Source organism: Pelomonas sp. Root1217 (assembly GCF_001425705.1).
In the GTDB taxonomy this organism is placed as follows: Bacteria; Pseudomonadota; Gammaproteobacteria; order Burkholderiales; family Burkholderiaceae_C; genus Pelomonas.
Genome location: NZ_LMDC01000028.1, coordinates 162197 through 182995, shown reverse-complemented (window position 1 = coordinate 182995; position 20799 = coordinate 162197). Strand labels below are relative to the sequence as shown.

Sequence of the window (20799 nt, the reverse complement as noted above, 5' to 3'; positions counted from 1 at the left end):
TGGAAATTGCGATTGTACGAGACCCGTCAAATGGGCCCCAGCAACTCCAGCACCAAGCCGGCCGTTTCGTCAGGTTTCTCGAAGGGGAACAGATGCGAGCCCTCCATCCAGCGCCAGTTTTCGCCGGCCAGTTTCCTGGATGCTGCGGCGCCCGCCTGGCGCAGCTCGGCCGAGCGCGTACCGCCGACAAAGGCGACCGGGCACTGCGGCGGGCGCAGGCGCAGCAGCAGCGGCAGGTGGTGGGGCAGGGTGCGGTAGATGTGGGCCTCGACCTCGCGGGTGAAGCGCAGCCGCACCTGCCCGTCCTCGGTCTCCTCGAAGCCGGCGTCGATGTAATCAGCCAGCACGCGCGGATCCCAGCGGGCGAAGAGCTTCTTGGCCGAGAAATGCTTATAGACGGCTTCCCGGTCGGGCCAGACATGGCGGCGCTCGCGGGCGATCTTGGACGGACCGTAGCGGTGGATCAGCCCCGTCGTCTTGGCCATGGCGACAACGGCCGCCTTCATGCCGGAGACGACGGGCGAGTCCAGCATGACGAGGCGGCTGACGAGGTCGGGTCGGCGGCAGGTGGCCATCAGGCTCAGCATGCCGCCCAGCGAGTGGCCGACAAGGGCGACCTGGCCTTGCGGGCGCACTTCATGCTCGATGAAATGCAGCAACTGGTCACGCAGGCGGCGCCAGTCGCCAGTCACGGGGAAGCGCGGGTCGTGGCCAAAGCGATCCAGCGCCTCGACGCGCCAGCCGGCGGCGCGCCAACGCTCGAACAGCACGCGGTAGCAGCCGGCGGGATAGCTGTTGGCGTGAGAAAACACGAGGGTGCCTAGGCTCATGGCAGGCCCCGAGTGTTTCTGCAAAAGACCAGCGTGCGAGTTGTCATGGGCGCGCAGTTTGCCTGCGTCGGGCAACCTGTTCAGCGTCAGTTCTGGAGTGCCGAGTCCAGACGTGGCCGTCAGTCGGGCGGCAGCTCAAGCTCCAGCACGCGGCGCCTGCCGGCGTGGATCTCATCGAGACTGCGCCTGAAGCTGGGAATGCTGCGGAACAGGCGGTCGAAGCTGCCGTCCGCCAAGGCTGCGCGCAGGCCGCGCTCGATGCGGTCCGCCAATGCGGGGTTGTCGCGGCTGGTGAAAAAGTAGAAGGGCACGCTGTAGTGCAGGAACAGGGTCTGCTCGATGACCAGGCCGCTGTGCTGTTGCTGCTCGTACCAAGCCTCGTAGACGCCGCGCGGCATGTAGTCGAAGCGTCTGGCGCCCAGCATCGCGAAGAGCTGTTCGTAGTTGACGGACGTGACCACGGGCAGGCCGTTGGCGCGCAGCACGTCGGTCGACGGCCAGCCCTCGCCGGCCCCGGCCGTGAAGCGGCTCAGGTCGGTCAGCGTGCGCACGGCCCGGAAACGCGCCTGGTCGCCCTTGCGGATCAGGAAGACGCGATAGTCGTTGAGATCGCGCAGCAGCGAAAAGCGCACAGGAAGGAGCTCGGCCTCGCGCCTGGTGTTGCTGCCATCCCAGATGACGTTGATGGCGCCGCTGTTCTTCAACTCGACGAACTGGCGCTGGCCGCTCATCGGCTGCTCGTGATGTTGGATCTCGAAGGGGCCGTCGCTGGCCTGCGTCTGTTCCAACGCCAGGCGCAGCAGGCGTGGGAAATAGCTCGCGTGCTCCTGGGAGCTGGGCGACAGCTGCGGGATGGTGACGAGCAGCGGTTGCGCAGCCTGAGCGACAGGCATGCCCAACGTGGACAACAGCGCCAACGCGGCACGCCGCCGGGTCATGCCGTTCAGCCGCCCGCCAGGCGCTTGAGTTGGTACAGCGCCTCCAGCGCCTCGCGCGGCGACAGTGCATCCGGGTCGACCTTGGCCAGCGCCTGCAGCAGCTCGCTCGGCTCGGGCAGGGACGGTGGCGCGGGCGGGGCGGCGAAGAGGTCGAACTGATCGTCGGCCGCGTTCTGGCGCGCCTCCAGAGCCTCCAGCGTCGCGCGGGCCTGGCGCACCAGGCTGGCGGGCATGCCGGCCAGCTTGGCGACCTGCACGCCATAGCTGCGGCTGGCCGGGCCGGGCTGCAGCTCGTGCAGGAAGACGATGTCCTCGCCGCTCTCCACGGCGGAGACGTGCCAGTTCTGCGCCATCGTGTGCTTGGCGGGGAACTCGGTCAGCTCGAAATAGTGGGTTGCGAACAGCGTGAAGGCGCGCGTCTTGTCGTGCAGATGGCTGGCGATGGCCGACGCCAGCGCGAGGCCGTCGAAGGTCGAGGTGCCGCGGCCGATCTCGTCCATCAGCACGAGGGACTGGTCGGTCGCCGAATGCAGGATGGCCGCGCCTTCGGTCATTTCCAGCATGAAGGTGGACTGCGCGTTGGCGAGATCGTCCGCCGCGCCGATGCGGGTGTGGATGGCGTCCATCGGGCCCAGGCGGCAACTCGTGGCGGGCACATAGCTGCCTATTGATCCCAGCAGCGCGATCAGCGCCACCTGGCGCATGAAGGTGCTCTTGCCGCCCATGTTCGGCCCGGTGATAACGAGCAGCCTGGTACGTGCGTCCAGCTTGCAGTCGTTGGGCATGAACTCCGTGCCGCCGGTCTCATGCAGGCGGGCCTGCACGACGGGGTGGCGGCCGGCTTCGATCTCCAGGCAGGGCTGGGAGACGATCTCCGGCCGGCACCAGTTGAGCGTGACGGCGCGTTCGGCCAGCGCCGCCAGCGCGTCCAGGCCGGCCAGCGTGCGGCCCAGCGCGGTCAACGGCGCCAGGCGGCTGATCAGGGCGTCGATGACCTGCTCGTACAGCAGCTTCTCGCGCGTCAGCGCCCGCTCGTTGGCGGACAGCGCCTTGTCCTCGAAGGCCTTGAGTTCCGGCGTGATGTAGCGCTCGGCGTTCTTCAGCGTCTGGCGGCGCTGGTAGTCCATCGGCACCTTGTCGACCTGACCCTGCGTGACCTCGATGTAGAAGCCGTGCACACGGTTGAACTGCACGCGCAGGTTGGCAATGCCGGTGCGGGCACGTTCACGGGTTTCCAGGTCGAGCAGGAAGCCGTCGCAGTTCTGCTGGATGCCGCGCAGTTCGTCCAGGTCGGCGTCGAAACCATCGGCGATGACACCGCCATCGCGCGTCAGAAGGGCCGGCTCCAGCGCGATGGCGCGCTCCAGCAGTTCGAGGATGTCGGCCGGTGGGTTCAGGCTCGCATCGCGTAAGGCGACGGGCGTGGTGGCGCGCAGCTGGGGCAAAGCCTGCAACGTAGCGCGCAGGCCGGTCAGCTCGCGGGGGCGTACCTGGCGCAGGGCGATGCGGGCGGAGATGCGCTCGACGTCGCTGACCGATTTCAGGGCTTCGCGCAGCGGCTCGAAGCCCTCCGCATGCAGCGCCGCGATGGCGTCGTGACGCGAGACGGCCTCGGCGCGGTCGCGCTTCGGGCTCAGCAACCACTGGCGCAGCGTGCGGCTGCCCATGCCGCTCTTGCAGGTGTCCAGCAGCGAGAACAGGGTGGGGCTGGGCTCACCGCGCAGCGTCTGTGTCAGCTCCAGATTGCGCTGGGTGGCGGGCGGCAGGTCCAGCAGCTCGCCGCTGCGTTGCACGCGCAGTGAGCGCACATGGGCGAGTGCCCGACCTTGCGTGTGTTCGGCAAACGCCAGCAGCGCGCTCCCGGCCGCATGGGCCAGAGTCAGCTCGTGGGCATTGAAACCTTGCAGGCTGGCCACGGCCAACTGCTCGCACAGTTTGCGCTGGCCCAAAGCGGCGTCGAACTGCCAGCTCGGCCGGTTTGTGACCGGGAAACGCGCCTTCATGACGCCGGCTGGCTGCTGCTCGCGGTTCACCAGCACCTCGGCCGGCGCCAGCCGCGCCAGCCAGGCCGGTAGCTCCGCGTCGCTGCACTCGGCCAGGCCGATCTCACCCTGGGTCAGCGACAGCCAGGCCAGTCCATGGCGGCGGCCGTGGCCGGAGACGGCCAGCAGCACGGCGTCCTGCTTGTCGGCCAGCAGCTCGGTGTCGGTGATGGTGCCGGGGGTGACGACGCGCACCACCTTGCGCTCCACCGGCCCCTTGCCCGCGCCGACCTCGCCGACCTGCTCGGCAATCGCCACGGCCTCGCCCAGCTTGATCAGCTTGGCGAGGTAACTCTCCAGCGCATGCACCGGCACGCCGGCCATGACGACGGGCTGGCCAGCACTCTGGCCGCGCTGGGTCAGCGTGATGTCCAGCAGCGCATTGCACTTGCGGGCGTCATCAAAGAAGACCTCGTAGAAATCGCCCATCCGGTACAGCAGCAGCGTGTCCGGGAAGTCGGCTTTCAGGCCCAGGTACTGGGCCATCATCGGGGTGTGGGCGCTGAAGTCAGCGGGCTGGGTCATTACAAGCTCAGGAACAGCAAAGCCCTCGGCGGAGGGCTTCAGAATGGGCGGCAGTTTAAGCGGCGGTCTGGTTGGGTCGGCGCCGGGACAGGGAGCAGAGGATGAAGCGAACCTTGTGGGCCGCCTTGGCTTGTGTTGGAAGCCTGGCCGGCGGTGTGACGGACGCCGCCGAGCCGTCGGTTTGCGCGCAGCTGGCCGGCGAGGCGCGCCGCCTGCCAGCCACGGCCTGGGACAAGAGCGAGCCGCTGGCGCGCTGGATTCGGCCTTCGCGTCCGACCGGCCGAACGCGGTCGCCGACCGAGCAGGCGCTGGCAATCGACGCCTATCTGCGCGAACTGCTCACGGCGCCCTCGGCCGAGCATGTTGGGGTCCATCATCTGCAGGGCACGCCGCTCTATCTCCTGGACTTCGTCACCGGCGCGGCGCACTGCCAGCAATATGCGCTGGCCGAGGTGCGGCAGGGGCAGCTCCCGAAAGAGTTGGCGTCGCCCTTCCAGCCGACCGCGGCCTTGTGCATGGGCGGCTGGGCCCGGCTGGCCCGGGTGATGAATCGGCCAGCCCTGGTGGCCGGCGCAGCGCCGTCCGCGGGCTTTCCGGAAGGCGAGTATCGAGTTGCTGTCTGGACCGGTAGGGGCTGGGAGCCGCCCTGTGGACTGAAATTGCGTTTGCGCACCGTGCTGACGCCGGTGCAGCGGTTCTGCGCGCCGGGATCCGCCGTCTGCGGGGCGGGTCAAGCGGTCGCGCTTGGGCTGGCCACGGCTTCGGAGGCAGCGGGCGCTGCAGAAGCGGGTTTCGCGGCGCGTCAGCCGGACGACGAAGTGTTGGCCGCTCTCAACCCACCGCTGCAAGAGCCAGGCGCAGTGGGAGATCCCAACTTGCCGCTGCCAACCTTTGGCGCCAAGGATGGCCGTCGCAATGGCTTCCTCATGCAATTTTCAAACGCCGCTGGGGAGCGTTTGCCTGTCTTCATTGGCGGCCGCTGGTGGCTGGCCGTCGTCGGGCGTGCCGGGATCGGCTGGCGCACGGGTGCCGCCGTCAACGTCGCATTCTTTGCACCGCCCGGGAGAGCGGTCGACGCCGTGGCGTCCTACCAGTTCGGCATCGAGCCGGCCGGCCTGCTCGACGCGACGGCAGTGGACGAGCCACGCTGATCGATTCCGCCTGCCAGCACACGCTGGCGCCCCCTTCTTGGCGATGCCGGCACCAGAGCAGTTCCCACCGAATGTTTTATGTTGCTGGGGCGGTGTATTTGGTGCTATGAATACCCGTCACCAGGGTGTGCCCCGGATCCTGCACAACAACACATGGAGACCGCCATGAAGACAGGACGTTGGAGGGTGGAATTTGTGGCCCTGGCCGCTGCGGCGGCGGGCGTGCAGGCGCAGCAGACGGGGAGCGTGCAGCTCTTTGGCCTGGTGGACGTCGGCGTACAGCAGCTCAAGGCCGACGGCGCCGGCAAGCGCCACCTGGTCACCAGCGACGGCAACGCTTCTGGCCGCATCGGCGTGCGTGGCAACGAGGATCTGGGTGGAGGGCTGAAGGTTGGCTTCTGGCTGGAGTCGGCCGTGTTGGCGGACGACGGCACCAGCGGCACGATAAGCAGCAACAACAAGGACTCCATCGGCGGCGGCCTGACCTGGGGGCGCCGCGCGACGGTGCAGCTGTCCGGTGACTGGGGCGAACTGCGCCTGGGTCGCGACTACGTGCCCTCCTTCCTCAACCTGACGGTGTCCCTGCATCCCTTCGGCCCCAATGGCGTTGGCAGCTCCGGGCTGTTGTTCTATCCGGTGCCCGCCAATGGCACGACGCCGCGCACCAATGCGCGGGCGTCCAACTCCATCAGCTACTTCCTGCCGCCGGGCCTTGGTGGCGTCTATGCGCAGGTGATGCTGGCCCTGGGCGAGCAGGGCGATGGGCCGACACACAGCGACGGCCAGTTGCAGGGCATCCGCATCGGCTGGCGCAACGAGGCCTTCAACGCCTCGGTCGCGACTACGCGCACCCGCTACGCGACGGGCAATTACAAGCAGAGCAATGCCGGCGTGGCCTGGCAGTTCGGCCCGGTCAGGCTGATGGGGCTGTGGGGCGAGAACAAGGTCGGCACGACGAAGACGACGGCGCGCATGGCGGGCGCGCGCTGGCAGGTAGGCCCGCAGGGCGAAGTCCGCTTTGCCTACACGACCTTGAGCGCCAAGGGGGTGGCCAGCGACGCGAGTCATATCGCGCTGGGCTATGTGCACGACTTGTCCAAGCGTACCGCGCTCTATGGCAACGCCGCCCGCGTCAACAACAAGGGCACTGGCGTGCGCTTCAACGTGGGCATGGCGACGACGGTGCCGGGTGGCAACTGCCGCGGTGCCGAACTCGGCGTTCGCCACAGCTTCTGAGCGGCGCAAGAAACACCCATAAAGAGCAAGGCCCGCACTGCGGGCCTTGTTGATTCAGCAAAGCGTCTAATTAATCTTCCGACTTGAACACCAGCTTGACTTCGTGGGTCTGGGCGGCGCCGGTGCCCTCGAACTTCCATTGGCTCAGGGCTTCGGTGGCGGCACGGTCGAACACGCGCTTGGGTTCGGCTTCGACGATGGCGACCTCCGAGACCTTGCCGTCGCCGGCAATGGTCATCTTGGCGCGCACGCTGCCGGCGCTGATGTTCTTCTTGACGGCCTCGTTGGGGTACTCGGGAGCGACCTTCTTCAGAACCTTGGCGTCGGCGTGGGCCAGGGAGGCAGCGGCGACGAGGGCGAGAGCGACAGCGGAGCGGGCAAACATCAGGAGCGTCTTTCGGGCGGTTTGATTGGAGGAACAGAGCGGCTATGGCCGCGTTGCAGCACGCATTCTGGCGAGGCAAGCCCCCACGGGTAAGGGGTGTGGCCGTGCAGAAGTCACGCACGCATGACCGGGTTAGCCCTGGGTCACCGCCGCTGCCAATTCCTTCACAGCCAGGAAATGACAAAGCCCTCGCGAGGAGGGCTTCGAAGGGAGCGGGCGGCGCTGATCAGGACGCTGCGTCGCCGCTTTCATCCTTCTTGATGCGCACGGCGCCACGCTTCTTCGGCTCTGCCGGCGCAGGCGCAGGCGCAGCGTCACCATTGAGCGTGGTAGCAGCGGCCTCTTCTTCCTTGATGACACGGGTGTAGGGCGCCAGCATCGTCACCAGCTGCGCGTAGATCTTGGGGTTGCCGGCCACCACTTCGCGCTGGTGCAGAAAGTCGGCCTCGCCCGTGAAGTTGCCGATCAGGCCACCGGCTTCCGTGATGATGAGCGAGCCCGCTGCCACGTCCCACGGCTGCAGGCCGGTCTCGAAGAAGGCGTCGTAGTAGCCGGCTGCGACGTAGCAGAGGTCCAGTGCCGCGGCGCCGGGGCGGCGCAGGCCGGCGCAGTGCTGCATGACCTCCTCGAACATCTTCACATAGCGCTTGAAGTTGTCGCCACGGCGGAAGGGGAAGCCGGTGCCGATCAGCGCGTCGCTCATGCGGGTGCGCTTGGACACGCGCAGGCGGCGGTCGTTCAGGAACGCGCCGCGGCCCTTGCTGGCATAGAAGAGATCATTGCGGGTCGGGTCGTAGACGACGGCCTGCTGCACGACGCCGCGATGCGCCAGCGCGATGGACACGCAGTACATCGGCAGGCCGTGGATGAAGTTGGTGGTGCCGTCCAGCGGATCGATGATCCAGACGTACTCGGAATGCTTGGCGCCGTGGGTGCGGCCCGACTCTTCGGCGAGGATGCCGTGGTCCGGATAGGCGCCCAGCAGCGTCTCGATGATCACCCCTTCTGCGGCGTGGTCGACCTCGGTCACGAAGTCGTTCGGGCTCTTGGTGTTGATGCGCAGAGCTTCGAGGTCCAGCGAGGCGCGGTTGATGATGGCGCCAGCCGCACGCGCCGCCTTGATGGCGACATTGAGCATGGGATGGTGAGACGTTTGCAGCATGCGTGGCACTCGCTGGGAAGAAGGGGCTGACGGGAGGAAAGAGCGGCGGGACCCATGGAGGCGGCCCGGATAATCGCGCGATTCTAGCCGCAGCCTCCGTACAAACCCGTGGAATCCACACGCTTCGTTCTCATCAACACCAGCCATGCCGGCAACGTCGGCGCGACGGCGCGGGCGATGAAGGTGATGGGTTTTCAGGACCTGGTGCTGGTGGCGCCGCGCTTTGCCGATGTGCTCTGCCACGAGGAGGCGGTGGCCATGGCCAGCGGCGCGGCCGACATCCTGGCACGCGCCCGCGTCGTGCCCACGCTGGCCGAGGCGCTGGACGGCGTGGACTTCGCCTGCGCCACCGCGATGACGCCGCGCGACTTCGGCCCGCCGACGCGTGAGCCGCGTTCATTGTTCGGTGAACTCGCCGCGCGTGAGGCGGCGCCGCGCCTGGCCCTGGTGTTCGGCTCCGAGCGCTACGGCATGAGCAACGAGGACGTCTACCGCTGCCATGCCGTGCTGAGCATCCCGACGCATCCAGACTACGGCTCGCTCAACCTTGCCCAGGCCGTGCAGTTACTGGCCTACGACCTGCGCCAGGCCCTCGGCGGCTTCGGCGTGCAGGCGCGCACGCCTGACCCGCAACTGGCCGACGCGCGTGCCGTGCAGGGCCTGCTGGAGCATCTGCAGGCAGCGCTGGTGCACATCGACTACCTCGATCCCGCCGCACCCAAGAAGCTGATGCCGCGCCTGAACCAGCTCTTCAACCGCGCCGGGCTCACGAACGAGGAAATTCACATCCTGCGCGGCATCGCACGCCAGATGCAGAAGACCGTAGTGCCAGCAGGCTCAAAGTAGCCCCACCTAAACTGGCCTGCCTTTCTCCTGTGGCCGCACCATGTTCCAGCGCCTGCGCGAAGACATCGCCCTGATCCTCGAACGCGACCCGGCCGCCCGGTCGGCGTGGGAGGTGCTGACCTGTTACCCGGGCCTGCATGCGCTGATGTTCCACCGCCGCGCCCACTGGTTCTGGCAGCGTGGCTTCAAGTGGCTGGCGCGCTGGGTCTCGCATTGGAGCCGCTTCCTGACCGGCATTGAGATCCACCCCGGCGCACGCATCGGCCGCAAGGTCTTCATCGACCACGGCATGGGCATCGTCATCGGCGAGATGGCCGAGATCGGCGAAGGCTGCACCATCTACCAGGGCGTCACGCTCGGCGGCACTTCGCTCGTCAAGGGTGCCAAGCGGCACCCGACGCTGGGCCCGGGCGTCATCGTCGGCGCCAATGCCAGCGTGCTGGGCGGCTTCACGGTCGGTGCCGGTGCGCGCATCGGCTCGGGTGCGGTCGTCACCAAGCCGGTGCCGGCAGGTGCAACGGCCGTGGGCAACCCGGCCCGCATCATCGAGGCCGAAAGCGAGCAGGCCCGCGAAGAGGCTGCGGCGAAGATGGGCTTCTCAGCTTATGGCGTGACCCAGGGCGACGACCCGGTTGCCATGGCCATGCGCGGCCTCATCGACAGCGCCTCCGGTCACGAGCACCAGATCGCGTTGCTTTGGAGCGCGGTCTGCAAGCTGTCGACCCAGGCCGGCCGGCCGATCGGTGACTGCGTACCCGATGACGCCCAGCGCGACGAGGCCTTTGACGCGGCGCAGATGAACCGGCTGGTCAAGTAGCGACCGCGCCGGCGAAATAGGCCGTCAGCCGGTCACGTCTTTGCCGCCAGCCGGCCCGGCGTGAATGAGAATCGCCGGTTCCGGGCCACGATGGCCCGCCCTGTGTCGGCCTGCTGTGTTCCTGCGCGAGTTTCGACTGCGGCTTTCCTCCGGCTGGTGCCTCGCGCTGTGCCTGGTCATGGCCCTCTGCATGGCCGAGGCAACTGCGGCACCAGCGCCCAAGCGCTGGTCCAGCCTCGCCGACATAAGCTTCCAGCATCTCAGCCAGGAACAGGGCCTGCCCAATGCCATCGCAACGGCCATGGCCGAAGATGGCCAGGGCTTTCTGTGGGTGGGCACGCTCGGCGGCCTGGCGCGCTGGGACGGCTACCGCTTCAAGGTCTACAAGGCCGACGCGCAGCGTCCCGGCGCCTTGCCGGACAACTACGTGCAGTCGCTGCACGGCGACGCCAAGGGGCGGCTCTGGGTGGGCACGAGTGCGGCGGGCTTGCTCAGGCATGACCCGGCGGCTGATCAGTTTGTCGCCATCCCGGTCGGCGGGCCCCAGGGCCTGAGCCATGTCAGCGTGCGGCAGATCGCCGACGACGGTGGGGGTGGGCTGTGGGTCGTCACCGACGGCGGTCTGGATCATCTGGACCCGGACAGCGGGCGCATCGAGCATGCCAGCGCCGCGGGAAACTGGGCCGAAGCCGCCGGCGCTCATGTCTGGGCGGTGCTGCGCGACCGTCGTGGCCAACTGTGGGTCGGCAGCGCCGCGGGTCTGTTCCGCCGACCCGCGCCGGGTGCGCCGCTGCAGGCCGTACCTCTGGTGCCGGGCCGTGTCGTTCAACCGCAGGCCCTGGCCCAGGACAGCGCCGGGCGCATCTGGGCTGGCGGCATGCATGAAGGCGTCTTCGTGCTCGCCGACGAAGGCGAGGCGCCGGCCGTCGAGATGCGGGAGGCCGGCGTCGCCACGAACGAGGACTTGCTGGGCAACAGCCAGATCACCAGCCTGCTCGAGACACAGCCGGGCGAGATGTGGGTGGCGACGCTGGGCCAGGGCGTCGTAGCCGTCGATGTCGAGCGGCGTGACAGCCGGCGCATCCGCCACGTGCCGGCCTGGCCGGTCAGCCTGGCGGACAACGCATTGCGCGTCCTGTACCGTGACCGATCCGGGCTGATCTGGGCTGCGTCCAACCGCGGCCTGAGCCGCCACGACCCTCGCCAGGGCGGAGTGCTGACGCGCCTGGGCGCCAGCGCTGAGGTCGGCGATGCGCTTGATTCGCGTTTCATCAGTGCCGAGATCAGCTGGATCCTGCCGATGCCCGAGGGCCACCTGTGGCTGGCCACGCACAAGAGCGGCATAGACATCCTCGACGCCACTGGTGCCCGCACCGGCGCATTGCGGCCCGACGCGAGTCGGCTCGAGGCTGCGCTGCCGCCTGACATCGTGCTCGGCATGGTGCGAGCGGCCCATGGCAGCGTCTTCATTGCCACCAAGCGTGGCCTTTATCGCGCCGATGTGGACGGGCGCCATCTGCGCCGCGTGAGCCTGGCAGGCCGTGATCCTGCGGCCTCCACCTGGGCCTTGTTGGCCGATGGCGGCACGCTGTGGATAGGCGGCCAGTTTGACGGCCTGTGGCGGTTGGACATTGCCAGCGGCCGTGCCACGCCCGTCACCCTCCCTGCACCGGGCTTGACCGACCAGCGCATCATGGTGCTGGCCCGCGGCGCGGCGGGTGAGCTGTGGGTCGGAACGCGCAACGGCCTCAACCGGATCGATCCCCTGAGCGGTGGCGTCGTGCAATACCCGGCCGGGCCGACGCTGGCGCGCGGCCTGTCGGCTGGTTTCGTCACGACGCTGATGCTCGACGGCGAAGGCAGGCTCTGGGTGGGCAGCTATGGGGGTGGCATCGATGTGCTGCCGGCGCCCGGGCAGGGCGAGGCCATCCTGCGCGTCGGCACTGCGCAAGGCCTGCCGGACGGCACCGTCAACGCGCTGCTTCAGGATCTGCAAGGGCAGGTCTGGGCCAGCACCGACAACGGTCTGGCGCGCATCGACCCCGTCCGCATGACGGCGCGCGCCCTGCGCCGCGCCGAGGGCGTGGTCTTCCCGACCTACTGGACGGGCTCGGCAGCGCGCACCGAGCGTGGTGAACTGCTGTTCGGCGGCGCCGGTGGCATGACCGTGGTGCTGCCCGAGAAACTGCAGGCATGGACCTACCGCCCCGAGGTGCTGGTGGCAGACGTGCAGATCGCCAGCCGCTCCGTCGCGCTGCCCCCGGGCGGTGCTGCGCTGGACATACCGGCGGACGGCAACAGCCTGGCGGTGGAGTTCGCGTCCACCGACTTCTCGGCGCCAGAACGCAACCGCTATGCCTACAAGCTCGAAGGCTTCGACGCCGGCTGGATGCCGGCCGACGCGGCGCGCCGGGTGGCTGCGTATACCAATCTGCCACCCGGTGACTATCGGCTGCGCCTGCGCGCCTCCAACCGCGACGGCCAATGGGGCGAGCGTGAGCTGACCCTGGCGGTGACGGTGAGGCCGGCCTGGCACCAGACGTGGTGGTTCCGCGCCGCCCTGGTGCTTGCGCTATGCCTGCTCGTGCTCGCGGCGGTGGCGGGGCGCACACGGCTGCTGCGCCACCGTCAGCTCGAGCTGGAGCACAAGGTGCGCGAGCGCACGGTCGAGTTGCGGGCGATGCATCACGCGTTGGAGGAGAAGTCGGCGCAATTGCAGTTGAGCAGCGTGACCGACCCGCTGACGGGCCTGCACAACCGTCGCTTCCTGAGTGACCACATCGAGCAGGACCTGGCAGCCAGCCTGCGCCGATCCCAGGAGACGCTGGCCGCCGGGGGCCAACCGCTAGATACGGACAACGTCTTCCTGCTGCTCGACATCGATGCCTTCAAGCGCATCAATGATCGGCACGGCCATGCAGCGGGCGACGCGGTGCTGGTGCAGTTCGGCGCCCGGCTGCGTTCGGTGATGCGTGAGTCCGACTACCTGGTGCGCTGGGGCGGCGAGGAATTCCTGGCCGTAGCACGCGACACCGATCGCCTGCGCGCCGAGGAACTGGCCGAGCGCATGCGTGCCGTCATCGCCGCCACGCCGTTCGTCCTCGATGACGGCAGCCGCCTCGATGTCAGCTGTTCCGTCGGCTTTGCCTGCGTGCCCTTCGAGCCGGAGCGGCCACAGGCGCGCAGCTGGCAGCAGGTCGTCAACCTGGCCGACCTGGGGCTTTATGCCGCCAAGCGTGCCGGTCGCAATGCCTGGGTGGGCGTGCACACGGCCTCGGGGCGCGGCGCCACCGGCCAGCGCGTCGTGGGCGGGTTCGGCCTCAGCAGCAATCGCAGCCTGGATGACGTGGCCGCGGCGCTGGCCGAGCCGGGAACGGTCGAAGGCTAGACGGGGCGCTGCGCGCTCTTGGGCCGGAAGGCCTTGCAGACCTCGTCGCGCGTTTCGAGGTAGGGGCCGCCGATGAGGTCGATGCAATAGGGCACGGCGGCGAAGATGCCGCTGGCCTTCTCGTGCCCAGCCAGAGTCTCGGCGATGGCCTTGGGCTGGCCGGGCAGGTTGATGATGAGGGCCTTGCCGCGGATGACGGCGACCTGGCGCGACAGGATGGCCGTCGGCACGAAGTGCAGCGAGATCTGGCGCATCTGCTCGCCAAAGCCCGGCATGACGCGGTCGGCCACGGCCAGCGTCGCCTCGGGCGTCACGTCGCGCGGCGCCGGGCCGGTGCCGCCGGTCGTCAGCACGAGGTCGCAGTGTTCGCTGTCGACCAGTTCGATGAGAGCCGCCGAGATGCCGGCCTGCTCGTCGGGGATCAGGCGGGACACGAAGTCGATGGGGTTGTGCAGCGCGCCCGTCAGCCAGTCCTTGAGGGCAGGCAGTCCCTTGTCTTCGTAAACACCGGCAGATGCCCGGTCGCTGATGGACACGACACCGATGCGGACCTGGTCACTCATCTTTGTCCGCGGCTTCCGAGGCCTTGATGAACTGGAACAGTTCGCGGAACGCGCGCCCGCTGCGCTTCTCGGGCTCGTTGGCCGCGTCCTTGCGCGCGGCGCGCACGAGGTTGCGCAGTTGCTGGATGTCGACCTCGGCGTGTTCCGCAAGGAACTCCTGCAGCGCATCGTCGGTCGCCAGCAGACGCTCGCGCCAGCGCTCGGACTGGTGCAGCTTGAGGCTGTCCTGTGCGTGGCCGAGCTTGAAGGCAGCGACGGCTTCGCGCACCGGCTCGGGGTCAATCTTGCGCATCAGCTTGCCGATGTACTGCATCTGTCGGCGCTTGCCCTCGAAGTTGGTGATCTTCTTGGCGGCGCGCAGCGCGTCGTAGAGGATCTCAGGCAGAGCCAAGGGTTCCCAGCGCGATTCCGGAAGGGCGAGCAAATCGTCACCGAGCTTCTGCAGGGCGGTCATGTCGCGCTTGAGCTGGGACTTGCTGGGGCGGTCGAAGTCGTCGTCGTCTTCGAATTCAGGGATGTTTTCTTGCATTGGGGGCCATGGTCAGGCGAGTCCTATGATTGTCGCCCACTCGATTTGCCTCGTATTCATGTCCCAAGCCCAAGACGGTTTCGCCTACAGCCCCGAGCAGTTCCAGCAGTGGATCGAGGACGCGTTGTCAGAGGCGAAGAAACTGGGCGCCAGCGATGCCGGCGCCGAAGTGTCCGAGGGCTGCGGCCTGTCGGTTTCGGCCCGCCTGGGGCAGCTCGAGAACGTGGAGCGCAACCGCGACAAGTCGCTGGGCATCTCGGTCTACCTCGGCCAGCGCCGTGGCAATGCCAGCACCTCGGATTTCTCGCCCCAGGCCATCCGCGACACGGTGCGAGCGGCCTATGACATTGCCCGCTTTACCGCCGAGGACGAGTTCGCCGGCCTGCCCGATGCGGCCGACCTGGCCCTGGACGCAGCGCAGCGCCCCGAGCTGGATCTTTTCCATCCCTGGGCGATTGACGCTGCCGCGGCGGCCGAGATCGCATTGCGCTGTGAAGCTGCGGCGCTGGGCGTGGACAAGCGCATCACCAACAGCGAAGGTGCCGCCGTCTCGGCCCAGCAATCACACTTCTGGATGGGCAACACCCGCGGCTTCCGCGGTGGCTATGCCAGCTCTCGCCATTCGTTGTCGGTTGCGCCGATTGCGGGCCGCGGTGCGGGCATGCAACGCGACGCCTGGTACAGCTCCATGCGCGACGCCGCCGACCTGGCCTCGCCCGAGGCGGTGGGCCGTTACGCGTCGGAGCGGGCGCTGTCCCGCCTGAAGGCGCGCAAGGTGGCCACGGCCGAGGTGCCGGTGCTGTTCGAGAGCACGGTGGCGATCGGCCTGCTGGGCGCCTTGGTGCAGGCCACCAGCGGCGGCGCGCTGTACCGCCGCACTACCTTCTTGCTCGACAGCCTGGGCAAGTCCGTCATGGCGCCGCATATCGACATTTCCGAGGATCCGCATGTGAAGAAGGGCAAGGGCAGCTCACCTTTCGACGACGAAGGTGTCGTGACACGCTCGCGCTCGGTGGTGGAAGGTGGCGTGCTGCAGGGCTATTTCCTGTCCAGCTACTCGGCGCGCAAGCTGGGCATGAAGACCACGGGCCACGCCGGCGGTTCGCACAACCTGCGCATGAGCAGCCGCGCGACTGCGCCTGGCGACGACCTGCCGACAATGATCCGGCGCCTCGGTCGCGGCCTGCTCGTCACCGAGCTGATGGGGCAGGGCGTCAACTACGTGACCGGCGACTATTCGCGCGGCGCCAGCGGCTACTGGGTCGAGAACGGCGAGATCGCCTACCCGGTGCATGAGGTCACCATTGCTGGCAACCTGAAGGACATGCTGAACAACATCGTCGGCATCGGCGCTGACGAGTACACGATGGGCACCAAGACCATCGGCTCGGTACTGGTCACCGGCATGAAGCTGGCAGGGAGCTGAAGCGTCAGCGCCTGGGTAAATCCCGGCCAACCGGTGGCGAGGCGATTCCTAGAATCGCGCAGCATTTTTCTCTTCGCAAACCCCGAAAACAGGAGACATCTATGACCATGGAACGCCGTTCCTTCGTGCGCCACGCCGGCCTGGCTGGCGTGCTGGCTGCAGGCGCTGCGCCGGCTGTCGTGCATGCCCAGGCGCAAGTGCGCTGGCGCCTCGCGTCAAGCTTCCCGAAGTCGCTGGACACCATCTTCGGCGCGGCCGACGTGATGTCCAAGAAAGTGGCCGAGATGACTGGAGGCAAGTTCCAGATCTCCATCCACGCGGGTGGCGAATTGATGCCCGCTTTCGGTGTCGTCGACGGCGTGCAGGCCGGCACGGTGGAGATTGCGCACACGGCGCCTTATTACTTCTTCGGCAAGGACGAGACCTTCGCCCTCGGCTGCGCCGTGCCCTTCGGCCTGAACAGCCGCCAGATGACGGCCTGGATGGTGGAGGGCAACGGCCTGAAGCTGATGCGCGAGTTCTATCGCAACTACAACATCATCAACTTCATGGGTGGCAACACCGGCGCGCAGATGGGCGGCTGGTATCGCAAGGAAATCAAGAGCGTCGCCGACATCAAGGGCATGAAGATGCGCATCGGCGGCTTCGCCGGCCGGGTGCTCGAGCGCATGGGCGGCGTGCCGCAGAACATCCCGGGCGGCGAGATCTACTCGGCGCTGGAAAAGGGCACCATCGACGCGGCCGAGTGGGTGGGCCCCTACGACGACCAGAAGCTGGGCTTCAACAAGGTCGCCCCCAACTACTACTACCCCGGCTGGTGGGAAGGCGGCCCGCAGCTGGACTTCTACGTCAATACCAAGGCCTATGACTCGCTGAGCGCCGAGTACAAGGCCATCCTTGAAGCGGCCACGCACGTCGCCCACGTCGACATGCAGGCCAAGTACGACGCCAAGAACCCTGGCGCGCTGAAGCAGCTGGTGGGCTCCGGCACCAAGCTGTTCCGTTTCCCCAAGGACGTCATGGACGCTGCCTTCAAGGAATCCATGGCCATCTACGGCGAGTTGTCGGCCAAGAACGCCAACTGGAAGAAGGTCTACGAGGACATGGCCAACTTCCGCCGCGACCAGAACCTGTGGTTCCGCTTCGCGGAGGCGGGCTTCGACGACTTCATGCAATCGCAGAAGCTCTGAGTTCGGCTTGGGGCTGACGCCCCGCCCACAAGAAAGCCCCGCGGCTGGCCGCGGGGCTTTGCTTTTTTGGAGCGCAGCTTATTTCGAGGCGGCGCTGGCGGCCTCGGGCAGGCCGAAGAGCTGGTTCATGTCGATGTCCTTCTTCTCCTCGGCCGGCTGGGCTTCGAGGATGACCTTGCTGGTGTCGATCTCGATCTTCTTGTCCAACCCGCCAGAGACCAGATTGGGGAAGGCGATCACGAGGCCGATCATGATGATCTGGATGCCGACGAAAGGCACCGCGCCCCAGTAGATCTGGCCCGTCGTCACGCGTGGAGTCAACCGGCCGGTCAGCTTGTCCTTGAAATCCTCGGTGGGGGCAACGCTGCGCAGGTAGAACAGCGCAAAGCCAAAGGGCGGGTGCATGAAGGAGGTCTGCATGTTGACCGCCAGCAGCACGCCGAACCAGACCAGGTCGATGCCCAGCTTCTCGGCCACCGGCGCCAGCAGGGGCACGACGATGAAGGACAGCTCGAAGAAGTCGAGAAAGAAGGCCAGGAAGAAGATCAGCAGATTGACGACGATGAGGAAGCCGAGCTGCCCGCCGGGCAGGCCCGACAGCAGATGCTCCACCCACAGCGGGCCGTCGACACCCTGGAAGCTCAGCGAGAACACCGTCGAGCCGAGCAGGATGAAGACGACGAAGCAGGACAGCTTCATCGTCGAGTCCATGGCCTGACGCAGCAGCGGCATGGACAGGCGCCGGCGCACCAGGGCCATGGCCAGCGCGCCCACCGCGCCCATGGCGCCGCCTTCCGTCGGCGTCGCGATGCCCAGGAAAATCGTGCCCAGCACCAGGAAGATCAGCGCCAGCGGCGGGATCAGCACGAAGGTGACCTTTTCGGCCATCTTGGACAGCAGCTTGAGGCCCAGCACCCGGTTGACGACGGCGAGGACGAAGGCGATGCCCACGCCCACGCACATCGACGTGACGATGAGCTCGTCGGTCGGCGTGCCTTCGGGGCGGCTGCGAGCGAAGGCGATCGCGCATCCCACCGACAGCAGCGTCAGCAGGCCGAGCGAGCGCAGGCCCGCGTCGCCGTTGTCTTCGCGGATGGTGCGGGCCTCGGCCGGCAGGGCGGGGGCCCAGTGGGGCTTGATCAGCGTGACCAGCAGCACGTAGCCGACATACAGGCCGGTCAGCACGAAGCCGGGAATGAAGGCGCCCTTGTAGAGGTCGCCGACGCTGCGACCGAGCTGGTCGGCCATGATGATCAGGACCAGGCTGGGCGGGATGATCTGGGCCAGCGTGCCGGATGCCGCGATGACACCCGAGGCGAGGCGCCGGTCATAGCCGTAGCGCAGCATGATCGGCAGGGAGATCAGGCCCATCGAGATCACTGACGCGGCGACCACGCCGGTGGTGGCGGCCAGCATCGCGCCGACGAGGATCACCGCATAGGCCAGGCCGCCGCGGATGGGGCCGAACAGCTGGCCGATGGTGTCGAGCAGGTCCTCGGCCATGCCCGAGCGCTCCAGGATCAGCCCCATGAAGGTGAAGAAGGGAATGGCCAGCAGCGTGTCGTTCTGCATGATGCCGAAGATGCGCAGCGGCAAGGCCTGCATCAGCGTCGCGGGCAGCAGGCCGAGTTCGACGCCGATGAAGCCGAAGGCCAGGCCGGCGGCGGCCAGCGAGAAGGCCACCGAATAGCCCATCAGCAGGAAGACGATCAGGCCACCGAACATCAGTGGTGCCATGTTGGCTTGCAGGAACTCGATCACTTCTGGCCTCCCGCCGCGGCCTGGGCGCGGATGGCTTCGGCCAGTTCCTCTTCAGCCGATTTGGCCTGGGCCTTGCGTGTGGGATCGTCGATGAGGCCTTGCAGAAAGGCCAGGCGCTTGATCAGCTCGGACAGGCCTTGCAGGGCCAGCAGCGCGAAGCCGGCGGGCACCAGCGCGAACACCGGCCAGCGGATCAGGCCGCCGGCATTGCCCGACACCTCGCCACTGACATAGGCCTTCACCACCAGGGGCCAGACCAGCGTGATCACGGTTGCGGCAAACGGCAGCAGGAAGGCCAGGATGCCGAAGATCTCGATCTTGATCTGGGTGCGCTTGGAGAAGCGGCCCAGCACCACGTCGATCTTCACATGCTCCTGGCGCAGCAGGGTGTAGCCGGCGGCGAGCAGGAAGACCGCCGCAAACAGGTACCACTGGATCTCGAGCAGCGCATTGGAGCTGTTGTTGAACACCTTGCGCACGACCGCATTGCCCGCACTGATCAGCACGGCAGCGAGCACCAGCCAGGAGACCCAGCGCCCGACCCATTCATTGAGCCGGTCGATGGCGCGGGATATTTGGAGTAATAGGGACACGTCGTCTCCGTCATTCGAATCGAAAAGGTCGGCGGACGAATCCGCAGGCCACAGCGGGCGACACTGTACGGAGACCTGGCCGCGTTTCCCTTACGGCCAGCGCTCGGACCGGGTAAACCCCGGCGAGTTTTGGAGGTTCAGAGTTGCTGTGCCTGCAAGAACAGGCGCGTCGAACGGGCGCCCGAGCGGCAGAAGACCAGCAGCGGGCGGGGCAACTCGGCCAGCAGATCGGCGAAGGCGGCGATCTCTTCCGGCGACTGGTAGCCGCCGGCCACCGGCAGATGGCGGTATTCCAGGCCAGCAGCCTCAGCAGCAGCCTGGATGGCGGCTGACGTCGGCTGGTCGGGGCCGTGCTCGAAATCGGGCCGGTTGTTGACGACGCTCTTGAAGCCCATCACCGCCGCTTCGGCCATGGCTTCGGGCGTCAGCTGAGGGGCGGCGCAGATGTCGGGGGCGATGGCTTGCATCGGCAGGCTCATGGAGTCTCCTTACTTGGCCAGCGCGGCCTTGACCGCGCTTGAGACCGTGCTCATTTCGGCCATGCCGCCGAGGGCGGCCTTTGCTGCTGCCATGACCTTGCCCATGTCGCTGGGGCCGCTCGCGCCCAGCTCGGCGACGATTGCTCCGACCTTCTCCGCCACGGCCTCGGCTGACAGGCGCTCGGGCAGATAGGCCTGCAGCACGGCCAGTTCGGCGGTTTCCTTGGCGACCAGGTCGTCGCGGCCGGCAGCGGCGAACTGGCTGATGGAGTCCTTGCGCTGCTTGATCAGCTTGTCGACGATGGCCACCAGGGCGGTGTCGTCCACGACGACGCGCTCGTCCACTTCCTTCTGCTTCACGGCAGCCAGCAGGCCGCGGATGGTCAGCAGGCGGTCGGCTTCCTTGGCGCGCATCGCGGCCTTCATGTCTTCGGTGATGCGGTCTTTGAGGCTCATGGCGTAGAGGGTATGAAAAAAACAAAAACCCGCGACAGCGTCCTGTGGCGGGTTTTGGTGTCAATCGGAGCTGCTATGGAAACAGGCTCCGGGTCGCGTCAGAGACGATCAGAACAGCTTCTTGGGCAGCTGCATGCTGCGCACACGCTTGTAATGGCGCTTGACGGCGGCAGCCTTCTTGCGCTTGCGCTCGGCGGTGGGCTTCTCGTAGAACTCGCGGGCGCGCAGTTCGGTCAGCAGACCCAGTTTTTCGATGGTGCGCTTGAAACGGCGCAGGGCGACGTCGAACGGCTCGTTTTCCTTGACGCGGATGGTGGTCATTTATTTCCTTCAGATTGCGCTCGGTGTTCGCGGCTGGGATCAGCAGCAGGTTCCGGATTACTGCTTCTCTTGAGTCTTCTTCGAGAAGTGCAGCGAATCGACGCGCAGGTTTGCCAGCAAAGCCGGGGATTGTAGCCAGAAAATCAACGACTTGCCAAGAT

The 20799-nt window shown here is 67.2% G+C and carries 19 protein-coding genes; 7 read left to right on the top strand and 12 right to left on the bottom strand.

Features of this window, described 5'->3' with window-relative positions:
- Window positions 1-26: 26 nt before the first annotated feature.
- From ASC95_RS20935 to mutS, 3 genes are all read right to left on the bottom strand, one after another.
- Window positions 27-830 (bottom strand): alpha/beta fold hydrolase, encoded by an 804-nt coding sequence (locus tag ASC95_RS20935; RefSeq protein WP_057299648.1) that lies wholly within the window; start codon window positions 828-830, stop codon window positions 27-29.
- Window positions 831-949: 119 nt separating this feature from the next.
- Entirely contained in the window at window positions 950-1768 is an 819-nt protein-coding gene (locus ASC95_RS20930) for an ABC transporter substrate-binding protein (protein WP_057299647.1), read from the bottom strand.
- Window positions 1769-1773: 5 nt separating this feature from the next.
- Entirely contained in the window at window positions 1774-4335 is a 2562-nt protein-coding gene (mutS, locus tag ASC95_RS20925; protein WP_057299646.1) for a DNA mismatch repair protein MutS, read from the bottom strand.
- A gap of 155 nt (window positions 4336-4490) precedes the next feature.
- Between mutS and ASC95_RS20920 the strand changes: the two genes are divergently transcribed.
- Together ASC95_RS20920 and ASC95_RS20915 are read left to right on the top strand one after the other, a co-directional pair.
- A complete protein-coding gene (locus ASC95_RS20920; RefSeq protein ID WP_235537998.1) occupies window positions 4491-5486 on the top strand; it encodes a hypothetical protein in 996 nt (331 codons plus the stop codon).
- Between the two features lie 165 nt (window positions 5487-5651).
- Window positions 5652-6722 (top strand): porin, encoded by a 1071-nt coding sequence (locus tag ASC95_RS20915; RefSeq protein WP_162250822.1) that lies wholly within the window; start codon window positions 5652-5654, stop codon window positions 6720-6722.
- 70 nt (window positions 6723-6792) lie between these two features.
- Here ASC95_RS20915 and ASC95_RS20910 read toward each other — a convergent pair whose 3' ends face one another.
- Both ASC95_RS20910 and ASC95_RS20905 read right to left on the bottom strand, forming a co-directional pair.
- Window positions 6793-7107: an energy transducer TonB gene (locus tag ASC95_RS20910; protein WP_057299643.1), complete on the bottom strand. Its 315-nt coding sequence runs from the start codon at window positions 7105-7107 to the stop codon at window positions 6793-6795.
- A gap of 226 nt (window positions 7108-7333) precedes the next feature.
- Complete coding sequence (locus ASC95_RS20905) at window positions 7334-8269, bottom strand: inositol monophosphatase family protein (protein ID WP_057299642.1); 936 nt, start codon at window positions 8267-8269, stop codon at window positions 7334-7336.
- Between the two features lie 108 nt (window positions 8270-8377).
- Between ASC95_RS20905 and ASC95_RS20900 the strand changes: the two genes are divergently transcribed.
- The 3 genes from ASC95_RS20900 (at window position 8378) to ASC95_RS20890 (ending at window position 13320) form a co-directional block, all read left to right on the top strand.
- Window positions 8378-9115, top strand: a complete 738-nt coding sequence (locus ASC95_RS20900; protein ID WP_082567984.1) for an RNA methyltransferase — start codon at window positions 8378-8380, stop codon at window positions 9113-9115.
- Window positions 9116-9155: 40 nt separating this feature from the next.
- Window positions 9156-9932: a serine O-acetyltransferase gene (cysE, locus tag ASC95_RS20895; RefSeq protein WP_057299641.1), complete on the top strand. Its 777-nt coding sequence runs from the start codon at window positions 9156-9158 to the stop codon at window positions 9930-9932.
- Between the two features lie 190 nt (window positions 9933-10122).
- A complete protein-coding gene (locus ASC95_RS20890) occupies window positions 10123-13320 on the top strand; it encodes a ligand-binding sensor domain-containing diguanylate cyclase (protein WP_162250821.1) in 3198 nt (1065 codons plus the stop codon).
- Here ASC95_RS20890 and mog read toward each other — a convergent pair.
- Window positions 13317-13883, bottom strand: coding sequence for a molybdopterin adenylyltransferase (gene mog / locus ASC95_RS20885; RefSeq protein WP_057299639.1), 567 nt, complete (start codon window positions 13881-13883; stop codon window positions 13317-13319). The two genes, ASC95_RS20890 and mog, sit on opposite strands and share 4 nt — an antisense overlap.
- Entirely contained in the window at window positions 13876-14412 is a 537-nt protein-coding gene (gene yjgA / locus ASC95_RS20880) for a ribosome biogenesis factor YjgA (protein ID WP_057299638.1), read from the bottom strand. Before yjgA ends, mog begins: the two co-directional genes overlap by 8 nt.
- A 58-nt stretch (window positions 14413-14470) precedes the next feature.
- On the opposite strand from yjgA, the gene pmbA reads away from it, so the two are divergent.
- Both pmbA and ASC95_RS20870 read left to right on the top strand, forming a co-directional pair.
- Entirely contained in the window at window positions 14471-15838 is a 1368-nt protein-coding gene (gene pmbA, locus ASC95_RS20875) for a metalloprotease PmbA (protein WP_057300447.1), read from the top strand.
- A gap of 107 nt (window positions 15839-15945) precedes the next feature.
- Window positions 15946-17028 (top strand): TRAP transporter substrate-binding protein, encoded by a 1083-nt coding sequence (locus tag ASC95_RS20870; RefSeq protein WP_057300446.1) that lies wholly within the window; start codon window positions 15946-15948, stop codon window positions 17026-17028.
- A 78-nt stretch (window positions 17029-17106) separates the two neighbouring features.
- On the opposite strand, the gene ASC95_RS20865 is transcribed toward ASC95_RS20870, so the two are convergent.
- The 5 genes from ASC95_RS20865 to rpsU all read right to left on the bottom strand — a co-directional run bounded on the left by ASC95_RS20865 (window position 17107) and on the right by rpsU (window position 20638).
- Window positions 17107-18786, bottom strand: a complete 1680-nt coding sequence (locus ASC95_RS20865) for a TRAP transporter large permease subunit (protein ID WP_057300445.1) — start codon at window positions 18784-18786, stop codon at window positions 17107-17109.
- Window positions 18786-19382 (bottom strand): TRAP transporter small permease subunit, encoded by a 597-nt coding sequence (locus ASC95_RS20860; protein WP_057299637.1) that lies wholly within the window; start codon window positions 19380-19382, stop codon window positions 18786-18788. Before ASC95_RS20860 ends, ASC95_RS20865 begins: the two co-directional genes overlap by 1 nt.
- Before the next feature lie 137 nt (window positions 19383-19519).
- Complete coding sequence (locus ASC95_RS20855) at window positions 19520-19861, bottom strand: TIGR01244 family sulfur transferase (protein WP_057299636.1); 342 nt, start codon at window positions 19859-19861, stop codon at window positions 19520-19522.
- A 9-nt stretch (window positions 19862-19870) separates the two neighbouring features.
- Window positions 19871-20317 (bottom strand): GatB/YqeY domain-containing protein, encoded by a 447-nt coding sequence (locus tag ASC95_RS20850; protein ID WP_057299635.1) that lies wholly within the window; start codon window positions 20315-20317, stop codon window positions 19871-19873.
- A gap of 108 nt (window positions 20318-20425) precedes the next feature.
- Entirely contained in the window at window positions 20426-20638 is a 213-nt protein-coding gene (rpsU, locus tag ASC95_RS20845) for a 30S ribosomal protein S21 (RefSeq protein WP_056196873.1), read from the bottom strand.
- Window positions 20639-20799: the final 161 nt, after the last annotated feature.